This is a genomic window from Streptomyces sp. R28 (assembly GCF_041052385.1).
Lineage (GTDB): Bacteria > Actinomycetota > Actinomycetes > Streptomycetales > Streptomycetaceae > Streptomyces.
In genome coordinates, this window is sequence record NZ_CP163439.1 from 10,110,810 (window position 1) to 10,136,817 (window position 26,008).

The window sequence follows — 26,008 nt, forward strand, 5'->3', positions numbered from 1 at the left end:
ATGACCTCCTCTGCCAACCAGTACGTCGAGGCACTTCGGTCGTCACTGAAGGAGGTCGACCGGCTGCGGAAGCAGAACCAGCAGCTGATCGCGGCGGCGGTGGAGCCCATCGCGATCGTCGGCATCGGCTGCCGGTACCCCGGCGGGGTGGCCTCGCCGGAGGACCTGTGGCAGGTGGTGGCCGAGGGACGCGACGTCATCGGCCCGTTCCCGGCCGACCGCGGCTGGGACACGGCGGCGCTGGCGAGCGCCACCGCCGAGGGCGGCTTCCTGGACGACGTGGCGGGCTTCGACGCCGGACTGTTCGGGATCTCGCCGCGTGAGGCCGTCGTCATGGACCCGCAGCAGCGCCTCCTGCTGGAGACCTCCTGGGAGGCGCTGGAGCGGGCGGGCATCGACGCCTCCTCGCTGCGGGGCACCCAGACCGGCGTGTTCCTGGGCACCACCTCCCAGGACTACGCCGAGCTGCTCGCCCGCTCCGCCGAGGACGTCGGCCTCTACGCCACCACCGCGTTCGCCGCGAGCGTGCTGTCGGGCCGTATCTCCTACCTGCTCGGCCTGGAGGGCCCGGCCGTCACCGTCGACACCGCCTGCTCCTCGTCCCTGGTCGCGCTGCACCTCGCGGCCCAGGCCCTGCGCGGCGGCGAGTGCGACCTGGCGCTCGCCGGTGGCGTCGCGGTCATGACGACGCCCGCCGGGTTCGCCGCGTTCACCTCCCAGGGCGGTCTCGCCGGCAACGGCCGCTGCAAGGCGTTCTCCGACGACGCCGACGGCACCGGCTGGGCCGAAGGCGTCGGCGTGCTGGTGCTCAAGCGCCTCTCCGACGCGCGGCGCGCGGGGGACAGGATCCTGGCCGTGGTGCGCGGCTCGGCCGTCAACCAGGACGGAGCGTCGAACGGCCTTACGGCGCCGAACGGGCCCTCGCAGCAGCGCGTGATCCGCAAAGCGCTGGCCAACGCCGGTCTGTCCGCCGCCGACGTGGACGCAGTCGAGGCGCACGGCACCGGCACCACGCTCGGCGACCCCATCGAGGCGGGCGCGGTTCTCGCCACGTATGGCCAGGACCGCGAGAACCCGGTGCTGCTGGGCTCCATCAAGTCCAACATCGGCCATCCGCAGGGCGCGGCCGGTGTCGCCGGCGTCATCAAGATGGTCATGGCCCTCCAGCACGGACTGCTGCCCCGGACCCTCCACGTCGGCACCCCGTCGAGCAACGTCGACTGGGACTCCGGCAAGGTCGAGCTGCTGACCTCCGCGCGGCCCTGGCCCGCCGCCGACCGGCCCTCCCGCGCGGGAGTGTCCGCGTTCGGCGTCAGCGGCACCAACGCCCACGTCATCATCGAGCAGGCCCCGGCACAGCCCGACACCGCCGAGGAAGCCACCGTCACTCCCGGCGTCGTCCCGTGGACCGTCTCCGCTCGCTCGGCCACCGCCCTTCAGTCACAGCGAGCCCGGCTCACGACCGCGGCCGCCACCCTCTCCCCGGTCGACGTCGGCCACACCCTCGCCACCGCCCGCGCCACCCTCGAACACCGTGCCGTACTGCTCCCCGACGGCACCGAACTCGCCACCGGCGTCGCCGGCGCCGAGACCGGTCTCGCCGTGCTCTTCTCGGGGCAGGGGTCGCAACGGCTCGGTATGGGGCGGGAGTTGTACGACCGCTTCCCGGTCTTCGCGAGCGCGCTGGACGACGTACTCGCCCACCTGGACCCGCAGTTGCGCGAGGTGATGTGGGGTGCGGACGCGGACCTGCTGAACCAGACCCGTCACACCCAGCCCGCGCTGTTCGCGCTCCAGGTGGCCCTGTACCGGCTGGTGGAGTCGTGGGGGATCACCCCGGACCAGCTGGCGGGCCATTCCATCGGTGAGATCGCGGCCGCGCATGTGGCCGGGGTGCTGTCGCTGGAGGACGCCTGCACGCTGGTGTCGGAGCGGGCCCGGCTGATGCAGGCGCTGCCCGCGGGCGGCGCGATGGTGGCGGTCCAGGCGAGCGAGGCGGAGGTGCTGCCGTATCTCACCGACCGTGTCTCGATCGCCGCGGTCAACGGCCCGTCCGCCGTGGTGGTCGCGGGCGACGAGACGGAGGTCGCGGAGGTCGTCGCCCGGCTCGGTGACCGCAAGGCCAAGCGGCTGCAGGTCAGCCACGCCTTCCACTCGCCCCTGATGGAACCGATGCTGGAGGACTTCCGCACCGCCATCGGCGGCCTGTCCTTCAACGACCCCTCGATTCCCGTGGCCGCCACGGGAGACGTGACCGACCCCGAGTACTGGGTGCGGCACGTCCGCGAAGCCGTGCGGTTCCACGACAACGTACGCCGCCTGCACGACCAGGGCGTGACCGCCTTCCTCGAACTGGGCCCGGACGGCGTGCTGTCCGCGATGGTCGCCGAGACCGCCCCTGACGCGGTCGCCGTCCCCGTGCTGCGCAAGGACCGCGAGGAGGAGTCCGCGCTGGTCACAGGGCTGGCGCGGCTGCACGTGAGCGGCGTGACCGTCGACTGGGCGCCGCTGTTCGCCGGTACCGGCGCCCGCCGCGTGGACCTGCCTACGTACCCGTTCGAGCACGAGCGCTACTGGCCGCGCCCCGCCGCCCCGACCGGTGATGTCCGCGCCGCCGGCCTGGCCACCGTGGAGCACCCCCTGCTCGGCGCGTCGGTCGAACTCGCCGACTCCGCCGGGTTCCTGTTCACCTCCCGGCTCTCCTTGAACACCCACCCGTGGCTCGCCGACCACGTCGTCGGCGGACGCGTGCTGTTCGCGGGCACCGCGTTCCTCGAACTCGCCGTACGCGCCGCCGACGAGGTCGGCTGCGAGCGCGTCGACGAACTCACGCTGGCCGCGCCCCTCGTGCTGCCCGAGCAGGGCGCCGTACAGGTGCAGGTCTCCGTCGGAGCCCCCGACGAGACCGGCCGGCGATCCGTCGCGGTCTTCTCCCGCCCCGAGGGAGACATCGATTCCCCGTGGCTCCAGCACGCGAGCGGTGTGCTGGGGCCCGGGGCCCCCACGGTCACGTTCGACGCCGCGCAGTGGCCACCCGCCGGCGCCGAACCCGTCGACATCGAGGGCTCCTACGATCGCTTCACCGAGCTGGGCTTCGACTACGGGCCCGTCTTCCGCGGCCTGCGCGCGGTGTGGCGAGGCGGTGACGGCGTCGTCTTCGCCGAGGTCACGCTGCCCGAGGACGCGGACGCCACCTCGTACGGACTGCACCCCGCCCTGCTCGACGCGGGCATGCACGCCGCCGGATTCGGTGACCTCGGCTCCATCAGCCGGGGCGGACTGCCGTTCTCCTGGCAGGGCGTGACCCTGCACGCCTCCGGCGCCTCCACGGTACGGGTGCGGCTGGCGCGCGGCGTCGACGGCTCGATGGAGATCGCCGTCGCCGATCCGGCGGGCGCGCCGGTGGCATCCGTGGAGGCGCTGCAGACCCGGCCCGTCCCGGCCGACGAGCAGGGCACGCCGACCGCCTCCGGCGTCGAGCGCGACTCGCTGTTCAAGGTCGAGTGGACCCCCGTCGAGCCGACGACGCAGAGCGTGGGACGGAGCGTCGCGGTCCTCGGGCCGGACGCGCTCGGCCTCGGCCAGAACGTGGTGGACCCCGGTCTGGGACCCGTGTACGACGACCTGGACGCCGTAGCCGCGGACGCGGATGTCGACGACGTGCTCGTGCCGTTCGCCGGCGGTGCGGACGTGCACACGGCGGTCTCCCGCGCCCTGGGCCTCGTCCAGGACTGGCTGCGCCAGGACCGGCCGGGACGGCTCGTGTTCGTCACCCGTGGCGCGATCGAGGGAGACGACCTCGCTGCGGCGGCCGTACGCGGCCTGGTCGGCTCGGCCCAGTCGGAACACCCCGGCCGGTTCGCGCTGGTGGACGTCGACAGTGTGGACGCCGACACGGCGGACGTCGAAGCCCCCGACCTGCTGTCCGCGGCCCTGGCCACGGCCGAACCCAGCCTGGCCGTCCGCGACGGCGAGGTGCGTGCCGCACGGCTGGCCCGCGTGGCACTGCCCCTGGAGACCCTCCCCTGGAACGGCCGCGTGCTGATCACCGGCGGCACCGGCGGCCTCGGCGCGGTCCTGGCCCGGCACCTGGTCGAACGGCACGGCGTCCGCGACCTGCTGCTGGTCAGCCGACGCGGTCCCGACGCCGACGGCGCTCAGCAGCTGACCGCCGAACTGACCGAGCTCGGCGCGCACGTCGAGATCGAGGCCTGCGACGTGTCCGACCGGGCCGCGCTGGCCGCCCTCCTCGAACGGCACCCCGTGGGCGCCGTGGTGCACACGGCGGCCGTCCTCGACGACGGCGTCGTCGAGTCGCTGACCCCGGAGCGCGTCGGCACCGTCCTGCGGGCCAAGGCCGACGCCGCACGGCACCTGCACGAACTGGCCGGTGACGTCTCGGCGTTCGTCCTGTTCTCCTCCGCGGCCGGCACCTTCGGCGGCGCCGGCCAGGCCAACTACGCCGCCGCCAACGCCTACCTGGACGCCCTCGCCCGCCACCGCAGGTCCCAGGGCCTGCCCGCCGTGGCACTGGCGTGGGGCGCCTGGGAGCAGTCGGTCGGCATGACGAGCGCCATGTCCGACGCCGACCTGCGGCGCGTCGAGCGCTCCGGCATGCCGCCGCTCACCGTGACGCAGGGCCTCGCCCTCTTCGACGGCGCCGTGGCCGCCGCCGAGCCCGTCCTGCTGCCCCTCCGCCTCGACCTGCCCACCCTCCGCCGCCTCCCGGAGACGCCCCCGCTGCTGCGCGGCCTGATCAAGACGCCGCGCCGCCGCGCCGCCGCCGTGGGGGCCGCGGCCGCCACCGGACTCGCCCAGTCCCTGGCCCGGGCCACTCGCGACGAGCGCCTGACGGCGCTGCTGGACGTGGTCCGCGCCGACGTCGCCACAGTGCTCGGCCACGGCGGCGCCGACGACGTCGACCACACCCGAACGTTCCAGGGCCTCGGCTTCGACTCGCTCACCGCCGTCGAACTGCGCAACCGCCTCACCGCGTCGACCGGCATCCGCCTGCCCGCCACGCTGATCTTCGACTACCCGAACCCGGCCGCGCTGGCCGCCTACCTGAGCGACGAACTGTTCGGCGACGATCAGGACACCGCCGGGGAGCTGCCCGCGCCGCAGTCGACGACCGACGACCCGATCGTCATCGTCGGCATGGCCTGCCGCTACCCCGGCGACGTCGCCTCCCCCGAGGACCTGTGGCAGCTGGTGATCGAGGGCCGCGACGGCGTCACCGGCTTCCCGGACAACCGGGGCTGGGACCTGGAGTCCCTCCACCACCCGGACCCCGACCACCCCGGCACCACCCACGTCATGCGGGGCGGTTTCCTGCACGACGCCGACCTGTTCGACCCCGACTTCTTCGACATGTCGCCCCGCGAGGCCCTGGCCACCGACGCCCAGCACCGCCTCCTCCTGGAGACGGCATGGGAGGCGTTCGAACGGGCGGGCGTGGAGCCGACCTCTCTGAGCGGTTCGCGCACCGGCGTGTTCGCCGGCGTCATGACCAACGACTACAGCACCCTCGTCGGCGACGAGGCCTTCGAGGGCTACCAGGGCACCGGCACCGCGCAGAGCGTGCTCTCCGGCCGCGTCGCCTACACCTTCGGCCTGGAGGGCCCCGCGGTCACCGTCGACACCGCGTGCTCGTCCTCCCTGGTCGCCCTCCACCTGGCCGCGCAGGCGCTGCGGGGCGGCGAGTGCGACCTCGCCCTCGCGGGCGGTGTGACGGTGATGTCCACCCCCGGCTCCTTCGTGGCCTTCTCCCGCCAACGCGGCCTCGCGGCCGACGGCCACTGCAAGTCCTTCGCCGACGGCGCGGACGGCACGGGCTGGGGTGAGGGCGTCGGCCTGCTGGTCCTGGAGCGTCAGTCGGACGCCGTCCGCAACGGCCACCGGATCCTGGCGGTGGTGCGGGCCTCGGCGGTGAACCAGGACGGTGCGTCGAATGGTCTGACGGCGCCGAACGGTCCGTCGCAGCAGCGCGTCATCCGGCAGGCGCTCGCATCGGCCGGACTGTCCACCTCCGACGTGGACGCGGTCGAGGCACACGGTACCGGTACGACGCTCGGCGACCCGATCGAGGCGCAGGCCCTGCTGGCCACCTACGGCCAGGACCGCGAACAGCCCCTCCTGCTCGGCTCCGTGAAGTCCAACATCGGCCACACCCAGGCCGCCGCCGGCGTCGCCGGTGTCATCAAGATGGTCCTGGCGATGCAGCACGGCGCACTGCCGCAGACCCTGCACGTCGACCAGCCCTCGTCGCACATCGACTGGTCCGCCGGAGCGGTGGAACTCGCGGTCGAGCGGACCCCGTGGCCGACCGCCGACCGCCCCCGCCGGGCCGGTGTCTCGTCCTTCGGCGTCAGCGGCACCAACGCGCACGTCATCCTCGAACAGGGCCCTGCCGCCGCCGAACCGGCGACCACGGACACCACCCCTGGCAGGACGCCGTGGATCGTCTCCGCGAAGTCCGAGGAGACGCTGCGCGGGCAGGTCGAGCGGGTCCGGGAGCTCGACGGGGATCCGGTGGACGTCGGGTTCTCGCTGCTGATGACGCGTACGTTGTTCGACCGTCGTGCGGTGCTGCTGGACGGTGTCGAGCTTGCCCGGGGCGTGGCTGTCCGTAAGCCGCTTGCGTTGCTGTTCTCGGGGCAGGGTTCGCAACGGCTGGGGATGGGGCGGGAGTTGTACGGCCGCTTCCCGGTGTTCGCGGAGGCCTTCGATGCCGTACTCGTCCTTCTCGACCCGGCGCTTCGTGAGGTGATGTGGGGCGATGACGAGGAGCTGCTGAACCAGACCGGTTACACCCAGCCTGCTCTGTTCGCGCTGCAAGTGGCCCTGTACCGGTTGGTGGAGTCGTGGGGCGTTGAACCCGACCATCTCGCCGGTCACTCCATCGGCGAGATCGCGGCGGCCCATGTCGCGGGTGTGCTGAGCCTGGAGGACGCGTGCCTCCTCGTCACGGCGCGCTCCAGCCTGATGCAGGAGCTGCCCGCCGGTGGTGCGATGGTCTCGGTGGTGGCCTCCGAGGAGGAGGTGCTGCCGCACCTGACCGAGAAGGTTTCCATCGCTGCCGTGAACGGACCGGCCTCCGTGGTCATCGCGGGTGACGAGGCTGAGGTTCTTGAGATCGCGTCGCGTTGGAAGTCGAAGCGGCTGCGGGTGTCGCATGCCTTCCACTCCCCGCTGATGGACCCGATGCTGGAGGACTTCCGCGAGGCGATCGGCGAGATCGAGTTCCGTGAGCCGCAGATCCCCTTCGCGGCGTCCGGCGATGTGACCGATGCCGAGTACTGGGTGCGGCATGTCCGCGAAGCGGTCCGCTTCCACGACAACATCCGGGCTCTTGGCGATGTGACCTTCCTGGAGATCGGCCCGGACGGTGTGCTGTCCGCGATGGTCGCCCAGGACGTGGCCGACGTGGTCGCGATCCCGGTCCTGCGCAAGGGCAAGCCGGAGGAGGACGCCGTACTCACCGCCCTCGCGCGGCTGCACGTCCACGGCACCCCCGTCGACTGGACGTCCTTCTACCCGGGCGGCACCCGCATCGACCTGCCCACCTACGCCTTCCAACGCCGGCGCTTCTGGCCCGAGGCGTCGAGCACGTCGGACGTGCGGTCCGCCGGCCTCGAATCCGTCGGCCACCCCCTCCTCGGCGCGGCCGTCGAACTCGCCGGAGCGGAAGGGTTCCTGTTCACCTCACGGCTGTCGCCCCGCACCCACCCCTGGCTCGCCGAACACACGCTGCACGGCCGCACCCTCCTGCCCGGCGCCGCGCTCGTCGAACTCGCGCTGCGTGCCGGGGACGAGGTCGGCTGCGGCCGGGTCGAGGAACTGACCCTGTCCGTGCCGCTCGTCGTCGAGGGCGCGACCCAGCTCCAACTGCGCGTCGGCATCGCCGACACCGCCGGACGCCGGCCCGTCGCCGTGCACACCCGGCCCGAGAACGCGGCCGGCCAGCCGTGGACCGAGCACGCGACCGGCTTCCTCGCCCCGGCCGCGGAGACAGCGGACTTCGACGCCGCCGTCTGGCCGCCGGCCGATGCCGAACGGGTCGACATCGAGGGCTGCTACGACGCCTTCGCGGACCGTGGCTTCGAGTACGGCCCGGTCTTCCAGGGCCTGCGTGCTGTCTGGCGGCGCGGTGACGAGGTGTTCGCGGAGGTCGCGCTGCCCGACGGCGTGGAGCCCGGCACCTTCGGCATCCACCCGGCGCTGCTCGACGCCGCCCTGCACGCGGTGGCCTTCGCACGGCAGCGCACCGAGGGAGCCGTACCGTTCTCGTGGGAGGGCGTCTCGCTGCACGCGGAGGGCGCGACCGCGCTGCGGGTGCGCCTCACGACCAGCGGGGACAACACCCTGTCCCTCGCGCTCGCCGACACGGCCGGAGCACCCGTCGCCTCCGTCGACTCCCTGCTCACCCACGCCGTCTCGGCACAGCAGCTCACCCCCACCACCGACTCGCTGTTCGGCCTGGACTGGACCCCGATCGCGCTGCCCGAAGCCCCCGACGCCGACGCCGTGGTCGAGTACCTGGTGAGCGACGGCGACGTCGTCGCGTCGGCCCATGAGCTCGCCGCTCGCGCGCTCGCCCTGGTGCAGCGGTGGATCGCGGAGGACCGTGCCGAGCGCCTTGTCTTCGTGACGCGTGAGGGTGATCTGGCGGCGTCGGCGGTGTGGGGTCTGGTGCGGTCGGCGCAGTCGGAGCATCCGGGCCGGTTCGTGCTGGTCGACACCGACACCGACACCGACACCGACACCCACGCCGACACCGATACTGACGGCGACCTGCCCGCGGGCGTACTCAGCGGCGCCGAGCCGCAACTCCGGATCCGTGACGGCATGGTGAGCGTCCCGCGCGTCGTCCGCCTCACCGCCCCCGCCGACCCCGTGCGGCTTGAGGGGCCGGTGCTGGTGACGGGTGGTACGGGTGGTCTGGGTCGGGTGATCGCGCGTCATCTGGTCGAGGCGCATGGTGTGGACGAGTTGGTGTTGGTGAGCCGCCGGGGTGAGGCGGCGGACGTGAGTGAGCTGGAGGCGGCCGGGGCGAGCGTGTCGGTCGTGGCTTGTGATGTGGCGGATCGTGCGGCGGTGGCGGATCTGCTGGAGCGGTACCCCGTGCGTTCGGTGGTGCATGCGGCCGGTGTGCTGGACGACGGTGTCGTGGAGTCACTGACGCCGGAACGGCTGGAGGCCGTACTGCGGCCGAAGATCGACGCGGCCTGGCATCTGCACGAACTCGCCCAGGACCTCAGCGCGTTCGTCCTCTACTCCTCGGCGTCCGGCCTCTTCGGAACGGCCGGACAGGCCAACTACGCCGCGGGCAACACGTTCCTCGACGCCCTCGCTGCCCACCGCCGCGCGCTCGGCCTCCCGGGCGTGTCCCTGGCGTGGGGCGCCTGGGACCAGACCGGCATGTTCGACGGAGCCGAGGCCGAGCGGCTGAACAGGTCCGGCATGCCGCCGATCACCCCTGACCAGGGCATCCAGCTGTTCGACGCCGCCCTCGCGACCGGCGACGCGCTCGTGCTGCCGTTGCGCCTCGACACCGCAGCCCTGCGTGCGCGCGGCGAGATCCCCGACGTCCTGCGCGGACTCGTCCGGACCCGCACCAAGCGGACCGCCGCCTCGGCCACCGCCGCTTCCCTCGTACGACGGCTCGACCCACTCCCCGAGCAAGCCCGCCTGGAGTCGCTGCTGGAACTGGTGCGTACCGAGGTGGCCGCCGTACTCGGCCACGCGGGCGCCGGCACCGTCGACCCCGAACGCGCCTTCCAGAGCCTCGGTTTCGACTCCCTCACCGCGGTCGAACTGCGCAACCGCCTCGGCGCGGTCACAGGACTGCGGCTGCCCGCGACGCTGACCTTCGACTACCCGACCGCCGCCCTACTGGCCGCCCACCTTGCGGACGAGCTGTTCGGCGCCGACCGGGACACCGCCGGGCTGCTCCCCGCGCCGCTGTCGACGACCGACGACCCGATCGTCATCGTCGGCATGGCCTGCCGCTACCCCGGCGGAGCGAACTCGCCCGAGGACCTGTGGCGGCTCGTCGCCGACGGCGTCGACGCCATCACCGAGTTCCCGGCCAACCGGGGCTGGGACCGCGACGCCCTCTACCACCCCGACCCCGACCACCTCGGCACGACGTACTCCGTCTCCGGCGGATTCCTGCACCAGGCGGGCGAGTTCGACCCCGAGTTCTTCGGCATGTCCCCGCGTGAGGCCCTCGCCACCGACTCACAGCAGCGCCTGCTCCTGGAGACGACCTGGGAGGCGCTGGAACGCACCGGTATCGACCCGACGTCCCTGCGCGGCAGCGCGACCGGCGTGTTCGCGGGCGTGATGTACAACGACTACGCCTCCCTCCTGGACGGCGACGACTTCGAGGGCCACCAGGGCCAGGGCAGCGCCGGCAGCGTCGCCTCCGGCCGGGTGTCCTACACGTTCGGCTTCGAGGGCCCGGCGGTCACGGTCGACACCGCGTGCTCGTCGTCGCTGGTGGCGCTCCACCTCGCGGCACAGGCCCTGCGGCAGGGGGAGTGCACCCTCGCCCTCGCCGGCGGCGTCACCGTGATGTCCACCCCCACCACCTACGTCGAGTTCTCCCGCCAGCGCGGCCTGTCCGCCGACGGCCGCTGCAAGGCGTTCGGCGCCGGCGCGGACGGCACGGGCTGGGGTGAGGGTGTCGGTCTGCTGGTCCTGGAGCGTCAGTCGGACGCGGTGCGCAACGGCCACCGGATCCTGGCGGTGGTGCGGGGCTCGGCGGTGAACCAGGACGGTGCGTCGAATGGTCTGACCGCGCCGAACGGTCCCTCGCAGCAGCGCGTCATCCGGCGGGCGCTCGCATCGGCCGGTCTGTCCACGTCCGATGTGGACGCGGTGGAGGCGCACGGTACGGGTACGTCGCTCGGCGACCCGATCGAGGCACAGGCACTGCTCGCTACGTACGGCCAGAACCGCGATGTCCCTCTGTACTTGGGTTCGGTGAAGTCGAACATCGGCCACACCCAGGCCGCCGCGGGTGTCGCGGGCATCATCAAGATGGTCAAGGCGCTGGAGCACGGGGTACTTCCGCGGACGCTGCATGTGGAGGAGCCGTCGTCCCAGGTGGACTGGGAGTCGGGGGCGGTGGAGCTGCTGGGCGGTCCTGCCGAATGGCCTTCAGTTGACCGGCCGCGTCGCGCGGCGGTGTCGTCGTTCGGCGTCAGCGGCACCAACGCGCATGTGATTCTTGAGCAGCCGGTCGGGGAGATGCCGGTCGCCCCGGACATGGAGGCCGTCGGTGGCGTGCCGTGGCTGGTGTCCGCCAAGTCCGAGGCGGCTCTGTCGGGCCAGATCGAACGCATCAAGGAGCTCGACGGGGATCCGGTGGACGTCGGGTTCTCGCTGCTGACGACGCGTACGTTGTTCGATCACCGTGCGGTGCTGCTGGACGGTGTGGAACTCGCCCGAGGTGTGGCCGGGCGTAAGCCTTTTGCCTTCCTGTTTTCGGGGCAGGGGTCGCAACGGCTGGGGATGGGACGGGAGTTGTACGACCGCTTCCCGGTGTTCGCGGAGGCCTTCGATGCCGTACTCGTCCATCTCGACCCGGCCCTGCGTGAGGTGGTGTGGGGTGAGGACGAGGAGCTGCTGAACCAGACCGGTTACACGCAGCCCGCCCTGTTCGCGCTGCAAGTGGCCTTGTACCGGTTGGTGGAGTCGTGGGGCGTTGAGCCGGACCACCTGGCTGGTCACTCCATCGGCGAGATCGCGGCGGCCCATGTCGCGGGTGTGCTGAGCCTGGAGGACGCGTGCCTCCTGGTTACGGCGCGCTCCAGTCTGATGCAGGAGCTGCCGGCCGGTGGTGCGATGGTCTCGGTGGTGGCCTCCGAGGAGGAGGTACTGCCGCATCTCACCGACCACGTGTCCATTGCCGCTGTCAACGGCCCGGCGTCTGTGGTGATTTCCGGTGACGAGACCGAGGTCCTGGAGATCGCGTCGCGTTGGAAGTCCAAGCGGTTGAGGGTGTCCCATGCCTTCCACTCCCCGCTGATGGCCCCGATGCTGGAGGACTTCCGGGAGGCGATCGGCGAGATCGAGTTCCGTGAGCCGCAGATCTCCTTCGCGACGTCCGGCGATGTGACCGACCCCAAGTACTGGGTGAACCACGTCCGGAACGCGGTCCGCTTCCACGACAACGTCCAGGCACTGGGGGACGTGGCCTTCCTGGAGATCGGCCCGGACGGCGTCCTGTCCGCGATGGTCGCCCAAGACGCACCTGAAGCAGTGAGCATCCCGGTACTCCGCAAGGACAAGCCGGAGCCGACCGCGGCCCTGACCGCCCTCGCCACCCTGCACGTCCACGGCACCCCCGTCGACTGGACGTCCTTCTACCCGGGCGGCTCCCGCGTCGACCTGCCCACCTACGCCTTCGAACACCAGGTCTTCTGGCCGGCCACCGCACGCCGCAAGGGTGACGTGGGCGCGGTCGGCATCACCGCCGTGGAGCACCCGCTGCTCGGTGCGGCGGTCGATGTCGCCGGCTCGGACGGGCACCTGTTCACCAGCAGGATCTCGCTGAGTACGCACCCGTGGCTCGCCGACCACAGCGTCTTCGGGCAGGTGCTGCTGCCCGGCACCGCATTCCTGGAGCTCGCGCTGCGCGCCGGGGACGAGGTCGGCTGCGACCGCGTCGACGAACTGACCCTCGCCGCACCGCTGGTGCTGCCGGAGCGGGGCGCGGTGCGGTTGCAGGTGTCCGTCGGTACGGCGGACGAGTCGGGGCGGCGCACCGTGGAGGTCTTCTCGCGGCCCGACGGCGAGGACGCTCCGTGGACGCGGCACGCCGACGGCTTCCTCGCGGCCGGCACGCACACGGACGACTTCGACGCCACCACGTGGCCGCCGGCCGCCGAACCCCTGGACATCGCCGGCGCTTACGAGCGGTTCGCCGAGGCCGGGTTCGACTACGGCACGGTCTTCCAAGGGCTGCGGACGGCGTGGCGGCGCGGTGACGAGGTGTTCGCCGAGATCGCGCTTCCGGAGGACGTGGACGCCTCGGCGTTCGGCGTGCACCCGGCGCTGCTCGACGCGACGTTGCACGCCGGAGGGTTCTTCGAGGGCAGCGAGGTCGGTCTGCCCTTCTCGTGGGAGAACGTGTCGCTGCACGCCACCGGTGCCTCGTCGCTGCGGGTCCGGCTGACCCGTACCGGCTCCGCCTGGCGCATCGCCGTCGCCGACTCCACCGGCGCCCCGGTGGCCACGATCGGTGCGCTGGTGACGCGTGCGGTGTCCGCTGAGCAGATCGGCAGGGCGGGCCGTGACTCCCTGTTCCGTCTCGACTGGGTGCCGGTCGCACTGCCGGACGGCGCCGACGGGCACGCCGAGATCGTGCAGATCACCGGAGGCGCGGACGTCGTCGGCTCCGCCCACACCGAGGCGGCCCGCGCGCTCGCCCTGGTGCAGCGGTGGATCGCGGAGGACCGTGCCGAGCGCCTTGTCTTCGTGACGCGTGAGGGTGATCTGGCGGCGTCGGCGGTGTGGGGTCTGGTGCGGTCGGCGCAGTCGGAGCATCCGGGCCGGTTCGTGCTGGTCGACACCGACGGCGACGTCCCCGCGGGCGCGCTGACCGGCGAGGAGCCTCAGCTCAGGATCCGGGGCGGCGCGGCCTTCGCGGCACGCCTCGCCCGCGCGTCCGCCGAGGTCACCTCTGAGCCGGTGCGGCTTGAGGGGCCGGTGCTGGTGACGGGTGGTACGGGTGGTCTGGGTCGGGTGGTCGCGCGTCATCTGGTCGAGGCGCATGGTGTGGATGAGTTGGTGTTGGTGAGCCGCCGGGGTGAGGCGGATGTCAGTGAGCTGGAGGCGGCCGGGGCGAGGGTGTCGGTCGTGGCTTGTGATGTGGCGGATCGTGCGGCGGTGGCGGATCTGCTGGAGCGGTACCCCGTGCGTTCGGTGGTGCATGCGGCCGGTGTGCTGGACGACGGTGTCGTGGAGTCACTGACGCCGGAACGGCTGGAGGCCGTACTGCGGCCGAAGATCGACGCGGCCTGGCATCTGCACGAACTCGCCCAGGACATCAGCGCGTTCGTCATCTTCTCCAGCGCCGCCGGCACCTTCGGCGCCGCAGGGCAGGCCAACTACGCCGCGGGCAACGCCTTCCTGGACTCCCTCGCCGCCCACCGCAAGGCCGGCGGCCTGCCGGCCGTCTCGCTCGCCTGGGGCGCGTGGAGCGGTACGGGCATGCTGTCGGACGCCGACGCGGAACGCATGGCACGAGCCGGCACGCCGCCGCTCACCCCCGAACAGGGCCTCGCGCTCTTCGACACGGCGATCGGCTCCGGCGAAGCCGCCCTCCTGCCGCTCAGGCTCGACCTCCCGGCCCTGCGCGGCCACGGCGAGATCCGCCCGCTGCTGCGCGGCCTGATCCGCACCCGCACCCAGCGTGCGATCGCCGGCTCCGAGACGGCGTCGAGCCTCACCCGGCGACTCGGCGCACTGACGGACACCGCCCGCCTCGACGAGCTCGTGAACCTGGTGCGCGGCGAAGTCGCCGCCGTACTGGGGCATGCGGGCGCCGACGGCGTCGATCCGGCGAAGGCGTTCCAGAGCCTCGGTTTCGACTCCCTCATGGCGGTCGAGCTGCGCAACCGCCTCGGTGCGGTCACAGGACTGCGGCTGCCCGCGACGCTGACCTTCGACTACCCCACCACCGCCGTACTGGCCGCCCACCTCAAGGACGAGCTGTTCGGTACAGAAGCACCCGCCGCACCTGTTCCGGTGGCGGCGACGGCCCAGGCGGACGACCCGGTCGTGATCGTCGGCATGGCCTGCCGCTACCCGGGCGGGGTCACGAACCCCGAGGAGCTGTGGGACCTGGTGCTGGACGGCACCGACGCGATCACCGGCTTCCCGGAGAACCGCGGCTGGGACCTCGACGCCCTCTACCACCCCGACCCCGACCACGTCGGCACGTCGTACACCCGCTCCGGCGGCTTCCTGCACGACGCCGACCAGTTCGACCCCGAGTTCTTCGGCATGTCCCCGCGTGAGGCGCTCGGCACCGACGCGCAGCAGCGCCTGCTGCTGGAGGCGACCTGGGAGTCGCTGGAGCGGGCGGGCATCGACCCGACCTCGCTGAAGGGCAGCCGGACCGGCGTCTTCGCGGGCGTCATGTACAACGACTACTCCCTGATGCTCGACGGTGACGCCGAGGGCTACCAGGGCACCGGCGGCTCACCGAGCGTGGTCTCGGGCCGGGTGTCCTACACGTTCGGCTTCGAGGGCCCGGCGGTCACGGTCGACACCGCGTGCTCGTCGTCGCTGGTGGCGCTGCACCTGGCGGCGCAGTCCCTGCGGCAGGGGGAGTGCACCCTCGCCCTCGCCGGCGGTGTCACGGTCCTTGCTTCGCCGGGAGCGTTCATCGGTTTCTCCCGCCAGCGCGGCCTGTCCGCCGACGGCCGCTGCAAGGCGTTCGGCGACGCCGCGGACGGTGTGGGCTGGGCCGAGGGCGTCGGTCTGCTGGTGCTGGAGCGTCAGTCGGACGCGGTGCGCAACGGTCACCGGATCCTGGCGGTGGTGCGGGGCTCGGCGGTGAACCAGGACGGTGCGTCCAACGGCCTTACGGCGCCGAACGGTCCGTCGCAGCAGCGCGTCATCCGGCAGGCTCTCGCGAGCGCCGGTCTGTCCACCGCGGACGTCGATGCCGTCGAGGCCCACGGCACAGGAACGACACTGGGCGACCCCATCGAGGCGCAGGCCCTGATGGCGACCTACGGCCAGGACCGCGACATACCGCTCTACCTGGGGTCGGTGAAGTCCAACATCGGCCACACCCAGGCGGCCGCTGGTGCCGCCGGCATCATCAAGATGGTCAAGGCGCTGCAGCACGGGGTTCTGCCCCGGACGTTGCACGTGGACCAGCAGTCGTCCCAGGTCGACTGGGAGGCGGGCGCGGTCGAGCTGCTCGACAGTGCCACCGAGTGGCCGTCGGTCGACCGGCCGCGTCGCGCGGCGGTGTCGTCGTTCGGTGTCAGCGGCACCAACGCGCATGTGATTCTTGAGCAGCCGCTCGTGGAGGCGCCGGTTGCGGAAGGACCACGCGGCCAATTCGCGCCGTGGCTGGTGTCCGCGAAGTCCGAGGCGGCGCTGCGGGAGCAGGTCGAACGGGTCAAGGAGATCGACGGTGACCCGGTGGACATCGGGCACTCGTTGCTCACCACGCGTACGACCTTCGACCACCGTGCCGTGATCCTCGACGGCGTCGAGCTCGCCCGGGGCGTGGCTGTCCGTAACCCGCTTGCGTTCCTGTTCTCGGGGCAGGGTTCGCAACGGCTGGGTATGGGGCGGGAGTTGTACGACCGGTTCCCGGTGTTCGCCGAGGCCTTCGACGCCGTACTCGTCCATCTCGACCCGGCCCTGCGGGACGTGATGTGGGGTGGGGACGAGGAGCTGCTGAACCAGACCGGTTATACGCAGCCTGCTCTGTTCGCGCTTCAGGTGGCGCTGTACCGGTTGGTGGAGTCGTGGGGTGTGAGGCCCGATCATCTGGCCGGTCACTCCATCGGTGAGATAGCGGCGGCGCATGTCACGGGTGTGTTGAGCCTGGAGGACGCGTGCCTCCTTGTCACGGCGCGCTCCAGCCTGATGCAGGAACTGCCTGTCGGCGGTGCGATGGTGGCGGTCCAGGCGACCGAGGCCGAGGTGCTGCCGCACCTGACGGAGAAGGTGTCGATCGCTGCCGTGAACGGCCCGGCATCGGTGGTCATCGCCGGTGACGAGGCCGAGGTTCTGGGGATCGCCGGGCGGTGGAAGTCGAAGCGGTTGAGGGTGTCGCATGCCTTCCACTCGCCGCTGATGGACCCGATGCTGGATGACTTCCGGGAGATGCTGGACGGCGTCACCTTCCACGCCCCGCAGATTCCCTTCACGACCTCCGGCGATGTGACCGACCCCGAGTACTGGGTGAACCACGTCCGGGATGCGGTCCGCTTCCACGACAACATCCGGTCTCTGGGGGATGTGGCCTTCCTGGAGATCGGCCCGGACGGTGTGCTGTCCGCGATGGTCGCCCAGGGCGCGGCTGACGCGGTCGCGATCCCGGTCCTGCGCAAGGACAAGCCGGAGCCGACCGCGGCCCTGACCGCCCTCGCCACCCTGCACGTCCACGGCACCCACGTCGACTGGACGTCCTTCTACCCGGGCGGCACCCGCGTCGACCTCCCCACCTACGCCTTCCAGCGCCAGCGCTACTGGCCCGCCCCGGCGAGCCCGAAGAGCGACGCCACCGGCCTGGGCCTGGTCGGCATGGAACACCCGCTGCTGGGCGCGGCCGTCGAACTGGCCGAGGACGAAGGCGTCGTCTTCACCAGCAGGCTCTCGACGAGCACGCACCCGTGGCTCGCCGAACACGAGATCATGGGCCACCGCCTGGTACCGGCGGCCGTGCTGGTCGAGCTCGCGCTGCGCGCCGGTGACGAGGTCGGCTGCGGCCGCGTCGACGAACTGATCCTCGTGACGCCGCTGCCCCTGCCGGACCGTGGCGGTGTGCAGGTCCGGCTGCGGGTGGCCGCTGAGGACGCGGCGGGGCGCCGTACCTTCACCGTGCACGCCCGGCCGGAGGCCCACGTCGAGGAGCCGTGGACCCAGCACGCCTCCGGTGTGCTCGCGACGGGCGAGCGGCCCCCGGCCGACTTCGACGCCACCGTGTGGCCGCCGGCCGGCGCCGTCGCGATGGACCATGAGGACTGCTACGACCGCTTCGCCGACGCGGGCTTCGCCTACGGGCCGACCTTCCAGGGGCTGCGGGCGGCATGGCGTCTGGGCGAGGAGGTCTACGCCGAGCTCGCCCTGCCCGACGACGCGGCCCCGGGCGGCTACGGGCTGCACCCGGCGCTGCTCGACGCGGCCCTGCACGCCGTGCTGCTGGACGAGACGGCCGAGGCCGGGCTGCCGTTCAGCTGGGCGGGCGTCAGCCTGCACGCCACCGGGGCATCGCGGCTGCGCCTCAGGATGACCCGGGACGCGTCCGGCACGACCCGCACCCTTGCGCTCGCCGACCCCACCGGCACGCCGGTCGCCTCGATCGACTCCCTCGTCGTCCGCCCGGTCGCCGCCGACCGGCTCGGCGCCCAGAACATCGGCCTCGCCGCCCTCTTCGGAGTCGAATGGGTGCCCGTCGGCACCGAGGACGCGGTGCCGGCCGGCTCCGTGGCGGTCCTCGGCGACGACCCGTTCGGACTCGGCTTCGAGACGGTGGCGTCCCCGGGCGACACCGAGGCCGGAGTCGTACTCCTGCCCGTCGTCGGAGACGGAGACGGCGACGTGGTGGGGGCGGCGCACACCGCCACCGCGCGCGTCCTCGCCGCCCTGCAGGACTGGATCGCCGCCGAACGGCCCGGCAGGCTTGTCGTCGTCACCCGTGACGCCACCGTCGGCGGGGACCTCGTCGGTGCGGCCGTCTGGGGCCTCGTGCGGTCGGCGCAGTCCGAGCACCCCGGCAGCTTCGGCCTGATCGACATGGTGGGCGCGGCCGACGACGAGGTTCGTACCGCGACCGGCGCCGACCTGATCGCTGCGGCCCTTGCCATCGACGAGCCTCAACTCGCCCTCCGTGACGGCAAGGTACTGGCCGCCCGCCTGGCCCGGGCGCACGTCGCCCAGGAGGCGGCCGTCTGGGAGAGCCCTGTGCTCATCACGGGCGGTACCGGTGGCCTCGGCCGGATCATTGCCCGGCACCTGGTCGAGCGGCACGGTGTGACGGAGCTCGTCCTGGCCAGCCGCACCGGCCAGGCTGACGTGACCGAGCTGGAGGCGGCCGGCGCCACGGTGTCGGTGGTCGCCTGCGACATCGCCGATCGGGACGCGCTCGCCGAGCTCCTGGACCGGCACCCGGTCCGCTCGGTCGTCCATGCTGCGGGTGTGCTCGATGACGGTGTCGTCGCCTCGCTGACCCCGGAGCGTCTCGACAGCGTGTTGCGGCCGAAGGCCGACGCGGCCTGGAACCTGCACGAACTCCTCGGGGACGTCGCGCAGTTCGTGTTGTTCTCCAGCGCTGCCGGTGTCTTCGGCAATGCCGGACAGGGCAACTACGCGGCGGGCAACGCCTTCCTCGACGCCCTCGCCGCCCGGCGCAGGGCCGAAGGGCTGCCCGCCGTGTCCCTCGCCTGGGGTGCCTGGGAGACCGGCATGCCGGCTCCGGACGACGCCGAGCGCATGGCCCGCTCGGGCATGCCCGCCATCAGCGCCGAACGCGGCGTGGAACTGTTCGACGCGGCGCTCGCCATCGGCGAACCCCTGGTGCTTCCCGTGCGGCTGGACCTTCCGGCGCTGCGCGGTCATGCCACCGTGGCCCCCCTCCTGCGCGGACTCGTCCGCACCAAGGCACGCCGGGCCGTCGCGGGCTCGGAGGCTGCGTCCTCGCTGGTCGCACGCCTCGCCGCCCTCGACGCGGCGGCACGCCGCACCGAACTGGTCGGCCTGGTGTGCGCCCAGGCGGCGCAGGTGCTGGGCCACGCGGGTGTCGACGCGGTCGACTCCGCGCGGGCCTTCCAGGACCTCGGCTTCGACTCGCTCACGGCGGTCGAGTTCCGCAACCAGCTGACGGCGGCCACGGGCCTGAAGCTGCCCGCGACGCTCGTGTTCGACTACCCGACCGCACTGGCCCTCGCCGACCACCTGCACGCCGAACTGTTCGGCTCCGTGGCGGACACCGCCGAGCTCCTGCCCGCACCCGTGTCCACCACCGACGACCCGATCGTCATCGTCGGCATGGCCTGCCGCTTCCCCGGTGGAGTCGACTCGCCCGAGGACCTCTGGAACCTGGTGGTCAGCGGCGACGACGCCATCACCCCGTTCCCGACGAACCGAGGCTGGGACCTGGACACCCTGTTCCACCCCGACCCCGACCACCTCGGCACGTCGTACACCCGCTCCGGCGGCTTCCTGCACGACGCCGGGCTCTTCGACCCCGAGTTCTTCGGGATGTCCCCGCGTGAGGCGCTCGGCACCGACGCGCAGCAGCGGCTACTGCTGGAGACGACCTGGGAGGCCCTGGAGCGCACCGGCATCGACCCGACGTCCCTGCGGGGCAGCCGGACCGGTGTGTTCGCCGGTGTCATGTACTCCGACTACGCCCAGATCCTGGAGGCCGACGCCGAGGGGCACCAGGGCGCCGGCACCTCGCCCAGCGTGGCGTCCGGCCGCGTGTCCTACACGTTCGGCTTCGAGGGCCCGTCGGTCTCCGTGGACACGGCGTGCTCGTCGTCGCTGGTCGCGATGCACTGGGCGATGCAGGCGCTGCGCTCCGGGGAGTGCACCCTCGCCCTCGCCGGCGGTGTCACCGTGATGTCCACACCGGGCGCCTTCGTCGGCTTCTCCCGCCAGCGCGGGCTCGCGCAGGACGGCCGCTGCAAGGCGTTCTCGGACAGCGCCGACGGCGTCGGCTGGTCGGAGGGCGTCGGCCTGCTGGTGCTGGAGCGCGAGTCCGACGCCCTCCGCAACGGCCACCGGATCCTGGCCGTCGTCAAGGGCTCGGCCGTCAACCAGGACGGTGCCTCCAACGGGCTTACGGCGCCGAACGGTCCGTCGCAGCAGCGCGTCATCCGGCAGGCACTCGCATCCGCAGGCCTGTCCACCGCCGACGTGGATGCCGTCGAGGCCCATGGCACCGGTACGACGCTCGGCGACCCCATCGAGGCGCAGGCCCTGATGGCGACCTACGGCCAGGACCGCGACGTACCGCTCTACCTGGGGTCGGTGAAGTCCAACATCGGCCACGCCCAGGCGGCCGCGGGCGTCGCGGGTGTCATCAAGATGGTCAAGGCGCTGGAGCACGGCGTGCTCCCGCCGACGCTGCACGTCACCGAGCCGTCGGCACACGTCGACTGGAGCGAGGGCGCCGTCGAGCTGATCGGCGAACCGACCGGCTGGCCGACCGTCGGGCGCCCGCGCCGGGCCGGTGTCTCGTCGTTCGGCCTCAGCGGCACGAACGCGCACGTCATCCTGGAGCAGCCGGTCGCACAAGCACCCGTCGCACCGGCAACGGCTGTCGAGGCCCCCACCTCCGACGTGCCGTGGCTGGTGTCCGCGAAGACCGAGGCGGCTCTGTCGGGCCAGATCGACCGGGTCCGGGAACTCGACGGTGACCCCGTCGACATCGGCCACTCGCTTCTCACGAGCCGTACGCTCTTCGACCACCGTGCGGTGCTGCTGGACGGCATCGAACTGGCCCGGGGCCGGGCCCGCTCCGGTCGCCCCCTCGCCCTGCTCTTCTCCGGTCAGGGTTCGCAGCGGCTCGGTATGGGGCGGGAGTTGTACGACCGCTTCCCGGTGTTCGCGGAGGCGTTCGACGACGCCCTGATGTACCTCGACCCTGCGCTGCGTGAGGTGGTGTGGGGTGAGGACGAGGGGCTGCTGAACCAGACGGGCTACACGCAGCCCGCTCTGTTCGCGCTTCAGGTTGCGCTGTACCGGTTGGTGGAGTCGTGGGGTGTGAGGCCCGATCACCTGGCCGGTCACTCCATCGGCGAGATCGCCGCGGCGCACGTCGCGGGTGTGTTGAGCCTGGAGGATGCGTGCCTGTTGGTCACGGCCCGTTCCAGCTTGATGCAGGAACTGCCGGCCGGTGGCGCGATGGTCTCGGTCATGGCCTCCGAGGCCGAAGTGCTGCCGCATCTGACCGACAACGTCTCCATCGCCGCAGTCAATGGCCCGGCGTCCGTGGTGATCTCCGGTGACGAGGCCGAAGTCCTCAAGATCACTGAGCGCTGGAAGTCGAAGCGGCTGCGGGTGTCGCACGCCTTCCACTCCCCGCTGATGGACCCGATGCTGGAGGACTTCCGGGAGGCGATCGGCGAGATCGAGTTCCGTGAACCGCAGATCCCCTTCACCACGTCCGGCGATGTGACCGACCCCGAGTACTGGGTGAACCACGTCCGGGACGCGGTCCGCTTCCACGACAACGTCCAGGCACTGGGGGACGTGGCCTTCCTGGAGATCGGCCCGGACGGCGTGCTGTCCGCGATGGTCGCCCAGGACAAGCCCGACACGGTCGCGATCCCGGTCCTGCGCAAGGACAAGCCGGAGCCGACCGCGGCCCTGACCGCCCTCGCCACCCTGCACGTCCACGGCACCCACGTCGACTGGACGTCCTTCTACCCGGGCGGCAGGCCGATCGACCTGCCCACCTACGCCTTCGAGCACCAGGCGTTCTGGCCTGCCGTACGCATCGGCGGTGACGACGCGTCCGGCATCGGCCTGGTGGCCCTCGGTCACCCCCTGCTGATCGCCTCGGCGGAACTCGCCGACGGTGAGGGCTTCCTGTTCACCAGCCGCCTCGCCCTGCGCACCCACCCATGGCTGGCCCACCACGTCGTGAACGGCAGCGTCATGGTGCCGGGTGCGGCCCTCGTCGAACTGGCCGTGCGGGCCGGCGACGAACTCGGGCTCGACCGGCTGGAGGAGCTGACGCTGTCCGCGCCGGTGATCCTGCCGGAGACCGGGGGCCTCGCCCTGCAGACACGGGTGTCCGCCGAGGACGAGTCGGGCCGTCGTACCTTCACCGTGCACGCCCGGCCCGCCGAGGCCGTGGACGTGCCGTGGACGCAGGTCGTGTCCGGTGCGCTCGCCAGTGGCGAGCGTCGGATCGACTTCGACACGAGCGTGTGGCCGCCGACCGGCGCCGAGACGCTCGACGTGACGGGCTGCTACGACCGGTTCGCCGGGGCCGGGTTCGCCTACAGCGGGCCCTTCCGGGGCCTGAAGGCGGCATGGAGGATCGGCGACGACACATACGCCGAGGTGGTGCTGCCCGACGACGTCAATGTCACGCCGTACGGACTGCACCCTGCCCTGCTCGACGCGGCCCTGCACGCCTTGCTGCTCGACGAGAGCGGCACCGCCGGGCTGCCGTTCGCGTGGGAGAACGTCTCCCTGCACGCGACCGGCGCCTCCGCGCTGCGGGTGCGTCTGACCCGCAACGCCGCCGGAACGTCGATCGCGCTCGCCGACCCGGCGGGCAACGCCGTCGCCTCGGTCGAGTCGCTGGTGGTGCGGGCGGTCACCCACGAGGAGACCGGTGCCCGCCGCCAGGACGCGCTCTTCGCCGTCGAGTGGACGCCGGTCGCCGTGCCGCCCGCCGAGGCGGGCCGGAGCGTCAGCGTTCTCGGCCCCGACGTGCTCGGGCTGTCGGTCGGCCGGGTGGAAGGCCGGCTCGCGCTCGCCGACACGTCGGTCGTGCTGGTGCCGCTCGCCGGTGAGCCCGGCGCGGACGGCGCGCACCGCACCACCCGCCAGGTGCTGGGGCTGCTGCACGAGTGGATCGCCGACGACCGCGACGGCCGCCTGGTGTTCGTCACCCGGGGCGCGGTCGACGGCGACGACCTCGCCGGCGCCGCCGCCTGGGGCCTGGTCCGCTCGGCGCAGTCCGAGCACCCGGACCGCTTCGGCCTGATCGACCTCGACGCCGAGGAGTCCTCGCTCGCGACGCTGCTCGCGGTGCTCGACCTCGACGAGCCTCAACTCGCCCTCCGTGACGGCAAGGTACTGGCCGCCCGCCTGGCCCGGGCGCACGTCGCCCAGGAGGCGGCCGTCTGGGAGAGCCCTGTGCTCATCACGGGCGGTACCGGTGGCCTCGGCCGGATCATTGCCCGGCACCTGGTCGAGCGGCACGGTGTGACGGAACTCGTCCTGGCCAGCCGCACCGGCCAGGCTGACGTGACCGAGCTGGAGGCGGCCGGCGCCACGGTGTCGGTGGTCGCCTGCGACATCGCCGACCGGGACGCGCTCGCCGAGCTCCTGGACCGGCACCCGGTCCGCTCCGTCGTCCATGCCGCGGGTGTGCTCGATGACGGTGTCGTCGCCTCGCTGACCCCGGAGCGTCTCGACAGCGTGTTGCGGCCGAAGGCCGACGCGGCCTGGAACCTGCACGAACTCCTCGGGGACGTCGCGCAGTTCGTGTTGTTCTCCAGCGCTGCCGGTGTCTTCGGCAATGCCGGACAGGGCAACTACGCGGCGGGCAACGCCTTCCTCGATGCCCTCGCCGCCCGGCGCAGGGCCGAAGGGCTGCCCGCCGTGTCCCTCGCCTGGGGTGCCTGGGAGGCCGGCATGCCGGCTCCGGACGACGCCGAGCGCATGGCCCGCTCGGGCATGCCCGCCATCAGCGCCGAACGCGGCGTGGAACTGTTCGACGCCGCCGTAGGCAGTGACGCGGCGGCCGTGCTGCCGGTCGAACTCGACCTCGCGGCCCTCAAGGCCGAGGGAACCGTGCGGCCGTTGCTGCGCGGTCTGATCCGCGTCAAGTCGCGCCGCAGGATCGCCGGGGCGGAGACCGCATCCGGCCTCGTCCAGCGGCTGTCCGCCCTCGACGACGCGGGCCGCACCGCGGCGCTCGTGGACCTGGTGCGCGGCGAGGTCGCCGCGGTCCTCGGCTATGACACCACCGCCGCCGTCGACCCGGAGCGAGCCTTCCAGGAACTGGGCTTCGACTCGCTCACCGCGGTCGAGCTGCGCAACCGCCTCACCGCGGTCACCGGACTGAAGCTGCCCGCCACCGTGGTGTTCGACTACCCGTCCGCCCACCAGCTCGCGGCCTACGTCAAGGACGAACTCCTCGGCGCTCAGGCCCCGGCGGACAACCTGCCCGCCGTGTCCACTGCGGCCCTGTCCGACGACCCGATCGTCATCGTCGGCATGGCCTGCCGCTACCCCGGCGGGGTCACGACCCCCGAAGAGCTGTGGCAGCTGGTGCTCGACGGCACGGATGCCATCACGCCGTTCCCGACGAACCGAGGCTGGGACCTGGACACCCTGTTCCACCCCGACCCCGACCACCCCGGCACGTCGTACACCCGCTCCGGCGGCTTCCTGCACGACGCCGACCAGTTCGACGCAGAGTTCTTCGGGATGTCCCCGCGCGAGGCACTGTCGACCGACGCCCAGCAGCGGTTGCTGCTGGAGACGGCGTGGGAGGCCCTGGAGCGCACGGGCGTCGACCCGGTGTCGCTGCGGGGCAGCCGGACCGGTGTGTTCGCCGGCGTCATGTACAACGACTACACGCAGCTGATCGGCGGCGCCGACACCGAGGGTTACGGCAGCACCGGCTCCTCGCCGAGCGTGGTGTCCGGTCGAGTCTCGTATGTGCTCGGGCTGGAGGGCCCGTCGGTGTCCGTGGACACGGCGTGCTCGTCGTCGCTGGTCGCGATGCACTGGGCGATGCAGGCGCTGCGCTCCGGCGAGTGCACCCTCGCCCTCGCCGGAGGTGTCACGGTGATGTCCACGCCGGGCTCGTTCGTCGGGTTCTCCCGACAGCGCGGGTTGTCCGAGGACGGCCGCTGCAAGGCGTTCGGCGCCGGCGCGGACGGCGTGGGCTGGGCCGAGGGCGCCGGCGTCGTCGTACTGGAACGGCAGTCGGATGCGGTGCGTAACGGTCACCAGATCCTCGCCGTGGTCAAGGGCTCGGCGGTCAATCAGGACGGTGCGTCGAATGGTCTGACCGCGCCGAACGGTCCGTCGCAGCAGCGGGTGATCCGGCAGGCTCTCGCGAGCGCCGGGCTGTCCACCGCGGACGTCGATGCCGTCGAGGCCCATGGCACCGGTACGACACTGGGCGACCCCATCGAGGCGCAGGCCCTGATGGCGACCTATGGCCAGGACCGCGAGATGCCGCTCAAGCTCGGTGCCATCAAGTCGAACATCGGTCACACCCAGGCCGCCGCCGGCGTCGCCGGAGTGATCAAGATGGTGCAGGCGATGCAGCACGGCATCCTGCCCAGGACACTGCACGCGGACACGCCCTCGTCGCACGTGGACTGGACGGAAGGCGCCGTCGACCTGCTCACCGACACCACCGAGTGGCCCGAGGTCGACCGCCCCCGGCGCGCGGCCGTGTCCTCCTTCGGCATCAGCGGCACCAACGCGCACGTCATCCTGGAGCGGGGACCCGCGGTGGACTCCCCGGCCGCCCCGGACACCGAGCCCGTGCGAGGCGTCCCGTGGCTGGTGTCCGCCAAGACCGAGGCGGCGTTGTCGG

Annotated in this window: 1 protein-coding gene (running past one end of the window); it reads left to right on the top strand. The window is 72.3% G+C overall.

Features of this window, described 5'->3' with window-relative positions; genetic code table 11:
- Positions 1-26,008, top strand: partial view of an SDR family NAD(P)-dependent oxidoreductase gene (locus tag AB5J49_RS44170; RefSeq protein ID WP_369174504.1) — the 5' portion only. It continues 3,821 nt past the right edge of the window; 26,008 of the gene's 29,829 nt are visible here — the first part of the coding sequence; the start codon lies at positions 1-3; its stop codon lies beyond the right edge, outside the window.